The following is a 15,054-nucleotide window of genomic DNA, read 5'->3' as shown; positions in this document are numbered from 1 at the left end:
AACCGCTTCTACAAAGCGTTTCAAACGCTTCCTTTTTTCTACACCTGCACCACTCCCTTATAACCCGCTCTACGCGCAATTATAAAAGATTAGCACGTTAAAGCGTTTGGTTTGTTTATTGAATGATTTGTTTTATCAAACATTCTCTATCAGTAAACAGAGCAGTATGCAAACACAGCGGAAGCCAGCTTTGAAAATATTCACGTGGCATATACATGGCAGCTATCTCTACTATCTCTCGCAGGGCGATTATGATATTTACATCCCGGTAAATGAAAGCCGCACGGAAGGCTATTATGGAAGGGGCCTTACTTTTCCTTTCGGCAATAATGTACATGAAGTACCTGCAGCAGAAGTAAAGAATATGCAGTTTGATTGCATCCTTTTTCAGTCGGAGCGTAATTACCAGCAGGATCAGTATGAGCTGTTATCCGAAGCGCAGCGGCAGCTGCCCCGTGTTTACCTGGAGCATAACACACCGGCCGGCAGCGCCTGCAACACACGGCATGTAGTCAATGATCCTTCCATCCTGTTAGTGCACGTTACTTACTATAATCAGCTTATGTGGAACAACGGGCATACGTCCACCACGGTAATTGAGCATGGTGTTACAGATGCAGCAGTGCCTTACAACGGTGATCTGGCAAGAGGCCTGGTAGTAGTGAACCACCTGCCGGACAGGGGCCGCACACTGGGCTGGGACCTTTATCAGCAGGTAAGCAAACACCTGCCGCTTGACCTGGTTGGTATGGGTAATGGCAATCATGGTTTGGGAGAAGTGCTGCACCCGCAGCTGCCGGAATTCCGTAGCCGCTATCGTTTTTATTTTCACCCGGTAAGGCATACCAGCCTGGGCCTGGCCGTATGCGAAGCCATGATGCAGGGTGTGCCCGTAGTGGGTTTGGCAACAACTGAATTACCCACTGTGATCGTTAACGGGGAGAATGGATATGTACATACAGACATCAATTACCTCATACAAAAAATGCAGGGATTGCTGGACAATCATGGCCTGGCCAACTGCATAGGCAGGGCCGGGCAGGAAACAGCGCAACGCCGTTTTAACATTCACCGCTTTACCACAGACTGGTCACATACTTTTCATAAAGCTATAGCACAGCAGCAACAGCCTTCAGGAACTGTAGCAGCATTACAAACAGCCGTTTCTGAATAAAAGGGACAATAAGCAATTCTGCCGGAAACCTCATCATTTAACTTTAACTGTTACGTATATGAAATCACGGATCGCATTCATTAGTGAGCACGCCTCTCCCCTTTCTACTATTGGTGGCGTAGATGCCGGCGGGCAAAATGTTTATGTGGGAGAGCTGGCCAGGCAGCTGGTTAAAAAAGGATATGAAGTAGATATCTTTACCCGTCGTGAAAATGCGCAGCTGCCACAATGCCTGCAATGGGCAAGCGGCGTAAGGATCGTACATGTGGATGCCGGTCCCGCTCAAATCATTCCTAAAGAGCAGCTGCTGCCCTACATGGCAGCATTCCGGGATAACATGATCCGGTTCATACAGGAGCATGGCATCACCTACAAGCTGGTGCACGCCAACTTTTTTATGTCGGCACAGGTAGCGGTGGATCTGAAGCAGATGCTGCACATCCCCTTCGTAGTAACCTTCCATGCGCTGGGGCACATTCGCCGTTTGCACCAAGGCGAGCAGGATAAATTTCCCGCAGAGCGTTTAACAATTGAAGAAGAAGCCATCCGCCAGGCCGACTGCATTATTGCAGAATGCCCGCAGGATAAAGAAGACCTGATGCAGTATTACCAGGCGCCGGCCAATAAGATCAGCATTATTCCCGGCGGGGTAAACCCGGATGAAATGTACCCCGTAGATAAACAGATTGCGCGTATGCGGTTAAAGTTAGCCCCGCAGGAAATAGTGTTGCTGCAGCTGGGCCGCATGGTGCCGCGTAAGGGAGTTGATAATGTAATACAGGCTTTACCCAGGTTAAAATATACCGGCGCTAAGGTGCGCCTGATCATTGTGGGCGGGGAAGATGGAGCCCGGGACCCGGAAATAGCCCGCTTAAAGCAAATGGCTAAAGACCTGGGCGTAGCCGCCAGTGTAACCTTTGCAGGCCAGCGTAACCGCGATGAGCTGAAATATTATTATGCAGCCGCAGACCTGTTCATTACCACACCCTGGTATGAGCCCTTTGGCATTACGCCGCTGGAAGCCATGGCCTGCGGCACACCGGTTATTGGCGCCAATGTAGGCGGTATTAAATACAGTGTGCTGGATGGTAAAACCGGCTTGCTGGTACCCCCGCAAAACCCGGATGCGCTGGCAGAAAAGATCAGTGAGCTGCTGCTTAACAGAACGCTGCTGCAGGAAATGAGCGTAAACGCGGTTAAACGCGTACAAACCTTATTCACCTGGCAGCGCGTAGCGCACCTCATGAATAATGTATATGAAAAAGTGATCCTGAACCATAGCATTGCAGTAAACAGCACACTGCCGGAAGATCTCTCGCTCATAGATAATGCTTTTGAAAACCTGGTAAGTACTATTACCGTTTGCAAACAGCAGCTGCGGGCGCCTTTGCAGGAAGCTGCACGCCAAATGTACCGCTGCCTGCTGCATGGTAAAAAGATCCTGGTATGCGGCAACGGTGGTTCCGCCTCGCAAAGCCAGCATTTTGCAGCCGAGCTGGTAGGCCGGTTTGAGATCCCGGACCGCCCGGGCATGCCTGCCATTGCGCTTACCGCCGATTCAGCCGTACTTACCGCATGGTCTAATGACTATGGGTACGACCAGGTATTCTCCCGCCAGGTGCAGGCATTAGGCCGTAAGGGCGATATACTGCTTTGCCTTAGCACCAGCGGTAATTCAAACAACATTTTGCTGGCAATGGAAGCGGCGCATCAGCAGCAAATGACCTGTATTGCATTGTTAGGTAAGGATGGCGGCCCGGCCGCAGACTATGCAGACATTGGCCTGATAGTACCTTCCGGTAATACCGCCCGCATACAGGAGCTGCACATGCATCTGCTGCATGTATTATGCACGCTGGTAGAACGTAAGATTGCCGGCCTGTATGCAAATAATGAGCCGCCTGCACCCAAAACCGAAGCGCTGGCTATTCCTGTAATGAACGGATGATCATGAAAAAAGCAGTATTCCTGGATAAAGACGGTACCCTGGTAACAGATGTGCCTTACAACGCAGATCCTGCACAGGTACAATGGGCGCCGGATGCTATTGCTGCATTACAGCTGCTGCGGGCCCATGGATATGCGCTCATTGTAGTATCCAACCAGTCGGGAATAGCCAGGGGTTATTTTGATGAAACACAGCTGCAAAAGCTCATCACCGCTATGCATAGCTTATTACATTATAACGGCCTGCACCTGGATGGTTTTTATTACTGCCCGCACCTTCCGGAAGGAGCGGTAAAAGCATATGCCATTCATTGCAGCTGCCGCAAACCTTTACCCGGTATGCTGCAGCAGGCAGCCAGGGAGCTGGATATCTGCTTACGATCCTCCTGGATGGTGGGCGATATATTGAACGATGTGGAAGCAGGCAACCGTGCAGGCTGCCGTACAGTGCTGATAGATAACGGCAATGAAACAGAATGGATCATGGCAGATTACAGAACGCCCGCTTATAAAGCCCGTAACCTGGCAGATGCCGCAGCGTACATTATTTCTTCAACGACCACTAAAAATTAACAAGGTATGTATACCCATATTACAGAGCAGTTTGCCGGCTTAAAGATCCTGTGCATCGGAGATCTGATGATGGATGTGTACCTGCGTGGCGCCAGCACCCGGCTTTCACCGGAAGCGCCGGTGCCGGTAGTAAATGTTACCTCCACTACAATAACATTAGGCGGCGGCGCCAATACAGCCGCTAACCTCAGCCACCTGGGCGCTCAGGTTACTTACTGTAGCGTAACCGGTGCCGATGCGGAAGGCGACCGTGCCTGCACCCTCTTGGAAAATGCAGGCGTAAGCTGTAAGATCATACAGCATAACAGCCGTAACACCATTGTAAAAACAAGGGTCATGGCCGGCGCGCAAATGCTTACCCGCTATGATGCAGGATCAGAGCATGCTATTTTACCGGAAGTGGAAACTGCATTTATACAGCTGCTGCAGGAGCAGTACCCCCAGCACCAGGCATTGGTAATTGCAGATTATTGCAAGGGGCTGCTAACACCGGCTGTAGTAAATGCGCTGGTACAATTAAAACAGGCGTTTCCCATTTGCATTGCAGTGGATTCCAAACGGCTTGAATATTTTGTGCCGCTGCGTCCCACACTGGTAAAGCCAAACTATAAAGAAGCCATAACCATGCTGCAGCTGGAAGAGCAGCCTTACAACAGGCCGCAGCAGCTGGAAAGCAAAGGCAGCAGCCTGTTTGAAAGAACAGGCGCCGCTATTACCGCCTTAACGCTGGATGAAGCCGGCGCGCTGATATTTGAAGGCGATAAACCCGTGTACCGCGCTTTTGCAAAACAGATGCCCTCCCCCAATGTTTCCGGCGCAGGCGATACCTACATCAGCGCATTTACGCTGGCTTACCTGGCAGGCGCCAATATACCGGCAGCCGCTGAAATTGCCGGCGCTGCAGCTGCAGTAGCCATCAGCAAACCGGAAACCGCGCATTGCCTGCAGCAGGAGCTGGATGCTTTTTTTGCAGTGAATGAAAAGTATGTAACCGATCTTCAGCAGCTGCACCATATCTGCAACATCTATAAAGCGCAGGGTAAAAAAGTAGTGTTCACCAATGGCTGCTTTGATATTTTGCACAGCGGCCATGTAAGTTACCTGAACCGCGCCCGTGAGCTGGGCGATGTGCTGCTGGTAGGCATCAACAATGACGATAGCATTCGCCGTTTAAAGGGCAGCGCACGGCCGGTGAACCAGCTGTATGATCGTATGCAGGTATTAGCCGGGCTGGAAGCCGTACAGCATATCATTCCTTTTGGCAGCCTGGAAAATGATACGCCTGCCCCGCTCATAGAAATTATTCAGCCCCATGTTTTTGCAAAAGGGGGAGATTATACAAAGGAGAACCTGCCGGAAGCTGCGGTGGTAGAGCAGTTTGGAGGGGAAATAGTTTTACTTCCCTTAGTGCCCGACCAGTCTACCACGCACATTATACGGCGCATAAATATGCCGCCTGCCTTAAAGGTGGCTAAGTGAATTGAATGATAGTACAACAAGCAACAGCTGCAGACTGGCAACATTGTAAACGCATCCTGTGTGTGCGCCTGGATAATATGGGCGACCTGTTAATGAGCGCACCCGCCATGCGCGCGCTAAAAGCGGCGCCGGGCTGCCATCTTACCTTACTAACCTCCACCATGGCGCAGCCATTGGTAAAAAACCTTCCTGAAATAGATGATGTGCTGCTGTTTGATGCGCCCTGGGTAAAAACAGCCACTGCCGCTAATGCAGAGGCGTTTAACAACCTGGTGCAGCAGCTGCGCAGCGGGAACTTTGATGCCGCGGTAATATTTACCGTGTATAGCCAAAATCCCATGCCCGCCATTATGCTCACTTACCTGGCCGGTATTCCTTTACGGCTGGCCTATTGCCGGGAAAACCCCTATGGCCTGCTTACACACTGGGTACCGGAAAAAGAGCCTTACACATTTGTACGCCACCAGGTGCAGCGCGACCTGGACCTGGTGCGGGAAACAGGCGCAGTTATCACCGATGAAAGATTGTACCTGCAAACAGATGAGAGTTTGTGGCCGGCCATTACCCAACAGCTGGAAAGCGCCGGTGCAGATCCGCAGCAACCCTGGCTGTTACTGCATCCTGGTGTAAGCGAGCTTAAACGACAGTACCCTGCAGAACAGTGGATCCAGCTGGGGCGCCTGTTGCAGCAGCAGCTGCCAGGGTACCAGTTAGTGTTCACCGGTGTGCAGGAAGAACAAACGTTGATCAATGTTATACAGCAAGGTATAGGCCCCGGTGCTTTTTCACTGGCCGGCCGGCTGCAGCTTGCAGCTTTTATTACCCTCATAAAACACAGCCCCCTGCTGCTGTCTGTAAACACCAGCGCAGCCCATTTTGCGGCAGCTACCGGCACGCCGGTGGTAGTGCTGTATGCAAAAACAAATCCCCAGCATACCCCCTGGCAGGCCCGGGGAAGGGTATTGTATTTTGATGTTCCTGCCCCGTTGCAAAGCAGCAATGAAATAATACGGTATGCTTACCGCGGATTTGAAAAAGAAAATTTACCACCGGCTACAGTAGCAAATGTAGTACAGGCCGTTTTGGAGGTGTTAGAAGAAACGGGCCAGCGGCTGGGTGGGGAGCTTACCCAGGCGCTCCGCTAATAAAGATTGTGCCGCCGCTGTAACAGCGGTTATATCCTGTTCTTTTGTCCAGTCAATGGTGCGGTGCAGCTCCGTATCCAGCGCGGCCCAGCGCAGGGCTTCCCCATCCATGCTAATGATCACGCTGGGTGTTTGCAGGGCATCTGCCATATGCGCCACACCGGTGCAATTAGAGAGTAACATGGCAGCCCCTTTTAACAGCACGCCCATTGCGCCCAGGTTAGTTTTCCCGGCTGTATTAAGGCTGGGGTTTTGCATTTGATCTGCTACTGCTGCCATTAACGGGTGCTCATCAGCCGTGCCTGTAAGCACTACCTGGTAGCCCATTTCCGCTATCTTATCTGCCACCACCGCAAATGCGGCAGGTGGCCACTGCCGCCATGCGCCCCTTGATCCGGGATGCACACAAACATAAGGATACTTTAATTTCAGATGAGCTGTTTGCAGCTCTTTCTGGTCCTGCGGGGTTAACGGAAACTCCAGCTGCTCGCCCTGCGGTTTTATGCCTAAATGTTCCATCAGCATCAGGTGCCGTATCACCTCCGGTACAGTATCAGGGTATTCAAGATAGTGATCCGGGTCCGGGCAGTAATCTGCCTTTCGCCAGAACCCGGCTGTATGGCGGGCGCCCATCAGCGCTACCATGGGGTTTACAATGCTGCCATTACCCTGCATTTGCAGCACCAGGCTAAATTCCTGCTGCTGCATAGCGGTAAAAAATGCCGGCAGCTGGCGCACATCCACCTCCTGCTCCGGCAGCCCCGGAAAACCGGGAAAAGGAATAAATGCATCAAAGTATTGGTTAAACCGCTGCACAAGATCTTTTGCCCAGGGTAATCCCAATAGCGTAATATGTGCTTTGGGATGTGCTATCCGCAGGGATCGTATAGCGGGTATAGCGCAAAGCATATCCCCCAGCTGCAATGCGCGGAAAACCGCAATCTTTTTCATCATGTTGGCATAGTTTAAAGAAACAGCACCTTATACCTGAAAGCGCCATACAAGGTCCAGTACACGGAAAGGAACGGAATGAGCACAGAGGTCACCACCATTTCCATTACATGCGGCCATGCATGCGTAGTATAGGTAAGGCGCTTTTTAATAAAAGCGGTCAGTAAGATCATCCATACTACTAAAGCTGTTACACTAAGCCAGGTGGCCTGCAGCAGCAATCCTGTTATTACAGCTACCAGCGCCAGCACCATTACATAGTAATTCCAGGGCGGCTGTTGCTGTATCTTATGCCGGTATAGCTGCGGGTATTTTTTATATAACAAAGCGTTAAACATGCTCTTGCGTTGCTCCTTCAGGCTTACCCCCCAATCTGCTTTCCTTACAGGATGCACTACCAGCGCATGTTGCAGGTGTATAATAGGAATGTTGTGCTGCAGCAGCTTAAATTCAAGATCACTGTCTTCCCGCCAGGCAATTTCAAAACGTTCATCAAAACCACCGGTCTTTTCCAGCGCCAGGCGCGTGCAGGCACAGTTGGCAGTAATGAACTCCGCTTTTTCCAGCTGCGCAGTGTTCCATTCATAGTCGGTAGGTTTTTCCGGTGCAGGCACCATCACACGGCCGGTAAAAGCAAGGTACGGCTGGGATGCGTAGCTTTCCCAGATGTTACATAACCATCCTTTATCAGGCATCGTATCATCGTCTGTAAAGGCTATAACACAACCCAGTGCAGCTTTCCAGCCGGCGTTACGCGCAGCCGCAGGCCCTTTTTTTACGGGCAGCGGAATGTAGCGTATATCCAGCAGCCCCGTATGTTTCCAGGACACCACCATTTTTTTGGTAACGTTATCCGGCCCGTCACTCACTATGATCACTTCAAAATCATCCCGCTTAAAATGCTGCCGGGCCAGCGCTGTTATGCATTCCATCAGCAGCTGCGGGCGCCGGTAAGTAGGGATCACTACTGAGATCTTTTTTTCCATATTACTTTTCAGTTCATAATTTATTTTTCAATTAAGAAGGAACCCATCACCAGCGCATCAAAAGGCGATGACCAGAAACATTCCAGCGCATCCCGCGGCGTACATACAATAGGTTTTCCCAACGTATTAAAAGAAGTGTTGATCAGCACCGGCACACCGGTCTTTTTTTCAAAAGCGCTCAGCAGGTCATAATAGCGCGGGTGCTGCTGCCGGTTAATGGTTTGTATGCGCGCAGTGCCATCCACATGGGTTACAGCCGGAATTTTACTGCGTTTGTCCTCTTTTACCTTGTGCACAAATAACATGAAGGGCGAATAACCTGCCTGCTCAAACCATTCCGCAGCATGTTCTTCCATTACCACCGGCGCTACCGGGCGAAAGTCTTCCCGGTCCTTTACCTCGTTCAGCCTTGCCTGCATATCTGCATGTATGGGCGATGCCAGTATGGACCGGCTTCCCAGCGCACGCGGGCCAAACTCCATACGGCCCTGGTACCAGCCTATGATCTTGTCCTGCGCCAGCAGCGCTGCAGCGGCTTCCGCCACATTATCCAGCTGGCGGTACGGTGTTTTTGTCCAGTCCAGGAAAGCCCTGATCTCTTCATCCTTATACTCAGGCCCCCAGTAAGCATGCTCCATCACAAAAGAGCGGCTGCTGCCTTTACGTTCCTGCGCATCAATCCACATGGCTGCGCCCAGTGCAGTACCGGCATCACCGGCAGCAGGCTGTACCCATATGTTTTTGAAAATGCCGGCATCCCGTAAAGTAGCGTTTAATACACAGTTCAGCGCCACACCACCCGCAAAGCAAAGGTTCTCCTGGTTAGTGCTGCGCTGTAACGATTGGGCAAGGTCCAGCACAGATTCCTGCAGCACGGCCTGCAAGGAGTGTGCAATGTTAAAATGATGCGCAGTGAACTCCGCATTCCGTGTTCTTACGGGGCCAAAGCGTTCAGTCAAACGTTCGTTATCAATCGTGTAGCTGCCGTTTTCATGCATATGTATCATTTCCCGGAAATCCTTTACAAACACGGGCTTCCCGTAAGAGGCCAGCGCCATTACCTTGTATTCATCGGAAGAGCGCAGGAAACCCAGGTAGCTGGTCACCTCTTCATACAACAGCCCAAGGGAATGGGGCATGTTCACCTGTGCAATACGCTGCAGGTTATTTTCAATACCAACATTAAAAGTAGTAGTGGCTTTTTCGCCACGGCCATCCACCGTTAGCACCGCTGCTTCCCGGAAAGGAGAAGGCAAAAAAGCGCTGGCAGCATGCGCCAGGTGATGTTCTACAAAATGCCATTGCTCCGGCTGCAGGGTAGCGCCGCTGAAACGTTGCTGCAAATGATGCGGGTAACCATCCACCAGCTGCCCCGGCGCATTCACAATAGACGAGAGGAATAAGGGATCCCAGGGCGACATCCACTTTTCCGCAACCCGCTGCCCTGCCGGCTTTAAAGGCAGGTTAATATTGTTTTGATCTTTTACCTGCTCTCCCAGCAGTATAAAAGGATCAAAGGAATAAGCTACATGATCTACATCGGAAAGATGTATGCCGGCTGTTTTAAGGCAATAATCAATAGCGTGAAATGGCAGCTCGTAAGCAGAAAAAGGGATGGGTCTTTTGCCATGTTTGATATGTGTGAACCGCTCGTCTTCCGCGGCTGCCAGCAGCTGCCCATCTTTCATAAGGCACGCGGAGGAGTCATGAAACGCTGCATTAATGCCCAGTGTGTACATGTAATAATTTTAAGAAGTAATTAAAAGGTTAAAGCAGTATACAATGCCCGTTGTAAATGGCTAACACAAATTGTTCCAGAGTATATGCCGGTTTCATCCTTTCCGTTTATGCAATTTCGCCAAAACCCTTTACTGCAGCAGGTTCCAGAGAAGCTACAACTAAAGTTATGGGTAACAGCGCTTCTTTTTTGTAATAAAACCCGGTAATTTTGTGCAACGATTTTAGTAGTACCGCCACAACATTATTTTTTTATACCACAACATTATGTACCAGCATGTTATTACATGCCATAAAGAAGAACGTGTGAACCTATGAAATTGATTCCTTCGGAAGATCTGTCTGAGGCCCAGGTACAGCGGGGCCTGCATTTGGTGATCCGTGACGGGCTGGCTGCAGAAACAATGATCGTTTTAACAGGCGGCGCTTTCTTAACCGCGCTGGCATTACAGCTGGGCGCATCCAATTTCCAGATAGGGGTGCTGGCAGCATTGCCTACTTTCACCAATATTTTTCAGCTGCTGGCCATCTGGCTGGTGCAGCGCTATCGCAACCGCCGCGCCATAGCCGTAGTGGGCGGTGTGCTGGCCCGCTTTCCGCTCATTATGATAGGCCTGCTGCCCCGGCTGTTTTCCGGAGGCGCCAGCCTGTATGCGCTCATCAGCTTTTTGTGCTTCCATTATTTTTTCAGCTCCATAGTTGGCGCCAGCTGGAACTCCTGGATGAAAGACCTGATCCCCGACCGCATACTGGGTACTTACTTTTCCCGCCGTACACGGCTTTGCCAAACGTTAAACGTTACGCTCAGCCTTTTATCTGCATTAGCCGTTGACTACCTGAAATCCCATTACCCGGGTTCAGAGGTTATCACTTACACTGCTATGTTCCTGCTGGCCGGCCTGGCCGGTATGCTGGGCGTATGGGCGCTTGCCCGTGTGCCGGAGCCTGCACTGCAGGCGGTAGATGAAAATGTTTTCAGGCAGCTGCGCAAGCCTTTACAGGATGTTAATTTCCGCAACATGCTGCTGTTTAATGCCTGCTGGATCTTTGCGCTGAACCTGGCTACGCCCTTCTTTAATGTATATATGATACAGTCGCTTCGCCTGCCCCTGTCCGGCATTATTGCGCTGGGCATCCTTTCACAGGTTAGCAGCATTTGTGCAGTAAGCATCTGGGGGCGGTATATTGACCGCTATAGCAATAAGAATATATTATACATCTGCGCGCCGGTTTATATATGCTGCCTGCTGGCATGGGCGCTCACTGCGCTGATCCCTTCCTTTACAGGTATAATAGCATTGCTGATCCTTATTAATATCGGCACCGGCGTATCTAATGCCGGCATCACACTTTCGCTGAATAACATTGGAATTAAGCTGGCCGCTAAAGAGCAGGCCATGGTATATCTTACCGCCAAAAATATGATCATTGCATTTGCATCCGCAGCAGCGCCGCTGCTGGGTGGCTTGCTGGCCGATTCCTTTACGTCCTGGCAGCAAACGCTTACAGGGCCTTTACAGCACCTGCAAACCTGGAATTTCTTTTTTGTGTTCAGCGCCTTGTTTGCTATACTGGCTATGCGTATGCTGCGCAGTGTAAAGGAAACCGGTGAGGTAAGCCGCAACATTATTACGCTGAGAATGATAGCAGGCTTCCGCTACCGTATAAAGGATGTGCATTCCGGGCAGGTGCTGCGCCGCATCCTTTACACACCAGCCAAATGGAAGCAGCCCGGCGAGCGTAAAAAGCGTGCCTGATGCCCATCATGGCTTTAGCACCACCTTTACACAGCCATCTTCCTTTTTATTGAAAATATCATACATGTTCGCAGCCTCCGTTAAGGGAACAGTATGTGTAATGATATCGTCCAGGGTTACCTTTTCCTGCACCACCAGGTCAATAAGCTGGTCCAGCCAGCGCTGCACCCAGGCCTGCCCGCCCATCAGGCGAATGCTTTTTTCAAACCACTGGTATAAAGGAAAGTTATCGTATGGCGATCCATACACCCCTACTACTGATACGCGCCCGCCTCTGCGTACGGTATCAAAACATTGCTTTAATGCATTGATGCTGCCTTTCTCCATTTGCAGCACATTCACGGCTTTTTCAAGCACGCTTCTATGCGCTTCCATGCCTACCGCATCTATGCACACATCTGCACCATAACCACCGGTCATTTCCCGCACTGCCTCCGCAATATCCACCTCTGTGTAATTAAGCACCTCTGATTGTGCGGTGTTCCTTGCTTTATCCAAACGGTAAGGCAAACGGTCTACCCCTATCACTTTTTTAGCGCCATGCAGCCAGGCTGCCTTTTGCGCCATAATACCTACCGGGCCGCATCCAAACACCACCACCACATCTCCGTTCGTTACCTCCGCCCATTCACAGGCAGCCCAGCCGGTAGAGAAAATATCCGTAAGGAAAAGTATTTTCTCATCCGGAATGCCCTCCGGCACAATCCGCGGATTGTGATCAGCATACAATACCCTTGCATATTCCGCCTGCCCCCCGTTAATAGCGCCGTAAATATCCGTGTAGCCATATAAGGCAGCGCCGGCGCCCTTCATTTTAACGATCTCCCCGGAAGGCCCGTACATAGATGGATTGGAGTTTTCACAATGGGTAGGCAGCTCCATATCACAAAAGTGGCAATGCCCGCAGGCAATTGGAAAAGGCACAATAATGCGGTCCCCGCGTTTTAGCCTGGTAACACCGGAGCCTACCTCCTCTACCACGCCCATAAATTCATGCCCCAGCACCATATCATGCGGTTGGGGTATCATACCATTATAGATATGGAGGTCTGAACCACAGATAGCCGTGGAGGTTACGCGGATAATAGCATCGGTAGGTGCCTGTATCACAGGATCATCAACCGTATCAACACTTACATCCTTGGGCTTGTGGAATACTAATGCTTTCATAAAATGAATGTTAAATGGTTTCTTATCCATCTCTCAATTATGAAACCTATTTTCTGCAATACAGGAAAGGCAGCCGTAACAATGAAACCGTCTCCTTCGTAGCAGCTAAAAAACGCAGTAAATATTTTCCAGCGCTGAAAGGCAGGCCCTAAGCATGATTGTGGAGTTGAGTATATTTTTCCTGACAGTGGGTAACGGTTTCATCCGGAATTACAATATCTCCCGGGTATGTTGGATGGCATCAGCGCTGTGAATGAACTGTAACGTTTGTACGCCGCAGGCAGCAATCTGTTTTAGCACCTGTTCCGTTTTAAAGGAATGGCTGCCATATACATTACGGATATAAACGGCAAAGATGCGGCCGGCATATTTTTCAGTAATGGTTTTATAGATCTCCGGATCGCTTTGAGAATTATCGCCCAGCAAAATAAACTGCTGGTTGGGAAAGCTTTCCAGTATACGCACTATGCGTAGCAGCTTGCCTTCATGTTTTGTTTTGCCTGTTTTCCATATTTCAAACCATCGTTTTATCTGGTTAAGCAGGAAAGTGCCTTCGGGTATGCTGTTTTGCTTAAATACGCTTTGCAGGTAATCATACAGGTTCCATTCGCTGCTGGAAACATAAAAAAAGGGATTCGGCATGTCCGCAGTTGTTTGCGCCAGCGCCAGCAGCCGGTAATGCCCGCCTATATCCTTAAAGATCTCCCGGGTACCGGGGTGCCGGGTAAATAATACTTTTAACCGTTTTAAAATAGTAGCAGAGTGCGATACCATAACCGTATCGTCAATATCTGATATAATGCCGTATTGCGTAATGTGCGGAACCTGGATCACCCCCTGCCCCCCTGCAATGGGCTGCCCCTGCTCATTCATACATTGTACTGTTACAGTATGGCGGCCTGCCGGCACGCTCTCTATGCTTTGCCATTCAAAATGGAAAAATCCGTCATCCTCCGTGGTGCCTTCTATTTGCTGCTGCTCCCACAACAGCCGCACCGGAACGCCGCCAAGCGGTTTCACGAAAAAAAGGCGAAGCAGGTTGTAGAGGTTGGCCAACAGGTTGTTGCCCGTTCGCAGGCCGGGAGGCTGTTTTTTTAATACATGCCCGAAAACATGAAGGTCATGGGCATGCCCAAAACCATGATACACCTTTACAAAAGGAGCCTGTTTATTTTTTGGATACAATTTTGCCATAACTGTTGTCTATAAAAAAACACTATGCCCAATCAGTCTTTAAAGCTCCTGTTCATCATTAACCCCGCTTCCGGCAGCAATGATACTGACTGGCAAAAGGAAATAGACAACTATTTTGCCAGGTTGCCACATCACATCACTTATTACCAGCTTCCCCAACAGCCTGACCTGGCTAAGCTAAAGGAAGTAATAAGATCCGGCGCTGCAAACAGGGTAATAGCAGCCGGGGGCGATGGCACCGTGAAGCTGGTAGCAGAAGCTGTAATGGGCACACAAATACCAATGGCTATACTGCCTGCCGGTTCCGCAAACGGCATGGCCACTGAGCTGGGCATACCTGCCACTCCCTCATTAGCGCTGGATATAGTTTTAAATGGTACCGGCAAAAAAATACACCTCGTAAAAGTAAATAATGAGCTTTGCATACACCTTAGCGATATTGGCTTTAACGCATTTGTAATAAAAAAGTTTGAAGCAGAAAATACCCGCGGCATGTGGGGCTATGTTAAAGCGGCATGGAAAGTTCTCTGGAGCCATGCCTGCATGAAAGTGGCCATTATGATAGATGGCCGGTATATTCAAAGAGAGGCGGCCATGGTGGTAATTGCCAATGCCACACAGTATGGCAATAAGGTTAAGATAAATCCTGAAGGGAATATAGAGGATGATCTTTTTGAAGTGGTGATCATTAAGAAGATCTCAATGGCCGAAATATTTAAAATGCGTTTTACGCATGGCGCTTTTCACCCGGCAAAAACAGAGCTGTTACAAACAAGATCCCTTAAAATAGATTCACACCGGAAAGTTCATTTCCAGGTAGATGGTGAGTACCAGGGTAAGGTGAATACCGTGCAGGCCAGCATTATCCCCCATGCGCTGGAAATAATAATGCCGGCTGAATAACACCACTTACATCTTTTATCTCATATATAAAACCCTTG

At 50.0% G+C, this 15,054-nt stretch carries 12 protein-coding genes; 7 read left to right on the top strand and 5 right to left on the bottom strand.

What is annotated here, in order from left to right; translation table 11 throughout:
• Positions 1-166: 166 nt before the first annotated feature.
• Genes KVT36_RS03665 through KVT36_RS03645 form a run of 5 tightly spaced genes read left to right on the top strand, consistent with a single transcriptional unit; the run spans position 167 to position 6,318 of the window.
• Positions 167-1,174, top strand: coding sequence for a glycosyltransferase (locus KVT36_RS03665; protein WP_217602147.1), 1,008 nt, complete (start codon positions 167-169; stop codon positions 1,172-1,174).
• 58 nt (positions 1,175-1,232) lie between these two features.
• Complete coding sequence (locus KVT36_RS03660) at positions 1,233-3,122, top strand: glycosyltransferase (protein ID WP_217602146.1); 1,890 nt, start codon at positions 1,233-1,235, stop codon at positions 3,120-3,122.
• 2 nt (positions 3,123-3,124) lie between these two features.
• Positions 3,125-3,694: an HAD-IIIA family hydrolase gene (locus KVT36_RS03655; RefSeq protein ID WP_217602145.1), complete on the top strand. Its 570-nt coding sequence runs from the start codon at positions 3,125-3,127 to the stop codon at positions 3,692-3,694.
• Between the two features lie 6 nt (positions 3,695-3,700).
• On the top strand, positions 3,701-5,173 hold the full coding sequence (rfaE2, locus tag KVT36_RS03650) for a D-glycero-beta-D-manno-heptose 1-phosphate adenylyltransferase (RefSeq protein ID WP_217602144.1): 1,473 nt from the start codon (positions 3,701-3,703) through the stop codon (positions 5,171-5,173).
• A gap of 5 nt (positions 5,174-5,178) precedes the next feature.
• The gene (locus tag KVT36_RS03645) at positions 5,179-6,318 is read left to right on the top strand and encodes a glycosyltransferase family 9 protein (RefSeq protein ID WP_217602143.1); all 1,140 of its coding nucleotides are present in this window, start codon (positions 5,179-5,181) and stop codon (positions 6,316-6,318) included.
• On the opposite strand, the gene KVT36_RS03640 is transcribed toward KVT36_RS03645, so the two are convergent.
• The 3 genes from KVT36_RS03640 to KVT36_RS03630 are packed head-to-tail and all read right to left on the bottom strand — an operon-like array spanning position 6,265 to position 9,994.
• Complete coding sequence (locus KVT36_RS03640; RefSeq protein WP_217602142.1) at positions 6,265-7,272, bottom strand: glycosyltransferase family 9 protein; 1,008 nt, start codon at positions 7,270-7,272, stop codon at positions 6,265-6,267. The two genes, KVT36_RS03645 and KVT36_RS03640, sit on opposite strands and share 54 nt — an antisense overlap.
• A gap of 11 nt (positions 7,273-7,283) precedes the next feature.
• Positions 7,284-8,255: a glycosyltransferase family 2 protein gene (locus KVT36_RS03635; RefSeq protein WP_217602141.1), complete on the bottom strand. Its 972-nt coding sequence runs from the start codon at positions 8,253-8,255 to the stop codon at positions 7,284-7,286.
• A 20-nt stretch (positions 8,256-8,275) separates the two neighbouring features.
• Entirely contained in the window at positions 8,276-9,994 is a 1,719-nt protein-coding gene (locus tag KVT36_RS03630) for a carbamoyltransferase C-terminal domain-containing protein (RefSeq protein ID WP_217602140.1), read from the bottom strand.
• A gap of 312 nt (positions 9,995-10,306) precedes the next feature.
• Between KVT36_RS03630 and KVT36_RS03625 the strand changes: the two genes are divergently transcribed.
• Complete coding sequence (locus KVT36_RS03625) at positions 10,307-11,749, top strand: MFS transporter (RefSeq protein WP_217602139.1); 1,443 nt, start codon at positions 10,307-10,309, stop codon at positions 11,747-11,749.
• Positions 11,750-11,755: 6 nt separating this feature from the next.
• Here KVT36_RS03625 and KVT36_RS03620 read toward each other — a convergent pair whose 3' ends face one another.
• A complete protein-coding gene (locus KVT36_RS03620; RefSeq protein ID WP_217602138.1) occupies positions 11,756-12,919 on the bottom strand; it encodes a zinc-dependent alcohol dehydrogenase in 1,164 nt (387 codons plus the stop codon).
• A 210-nt stretch (positions 12,920-13,129) separates the two neighbouring features.
• The gene (locus KVT36_RS03615) at positions 13,130-14,113 is read right to left on the bottom strand and encodes an App1 family protein (protein ID WP_217602137.1); all 984 of its coding nucleotides are present in this window, start codon (positions 14,111-14,113) and stop codon (positions 13,130-13,132) included.
• Positions 14,114-14,137: 24 nt separating this feature from the next.
• Here KVT36_RS03615 and KVT36_RS03610 point away from each other — a divergent pair, with 24 nt between their 5' ends.
• The gene (locus KVT36_RS03610; protein WP_217602136.1) at positions 14,138-15,016 is read left to right on the top strand and encodes a diacylglycerol kinase family protein; all 879 of its coding nucleotides are present in this window, start codon (positions 14,138-14,140) and stop codon (positions 15,014-15,016) included.
• Positions 15,017-15,054 lie beyond the last annotated feature (38 nt).

The organism is Chitinophaga sp. GbtcB8 (genome assembly GCF_019091455.1).
Classification (GTDB): Bacteria; Bacteroidota; Bacteroidia; order Chitinophagales; family Chitinophagaceae; genus Chitinophaga.
The sequence above is the reverse complement of the archived record's forward strand: the minus strand, read 5'-3'. Positions and strand labels throughout refer to the sequence as shown.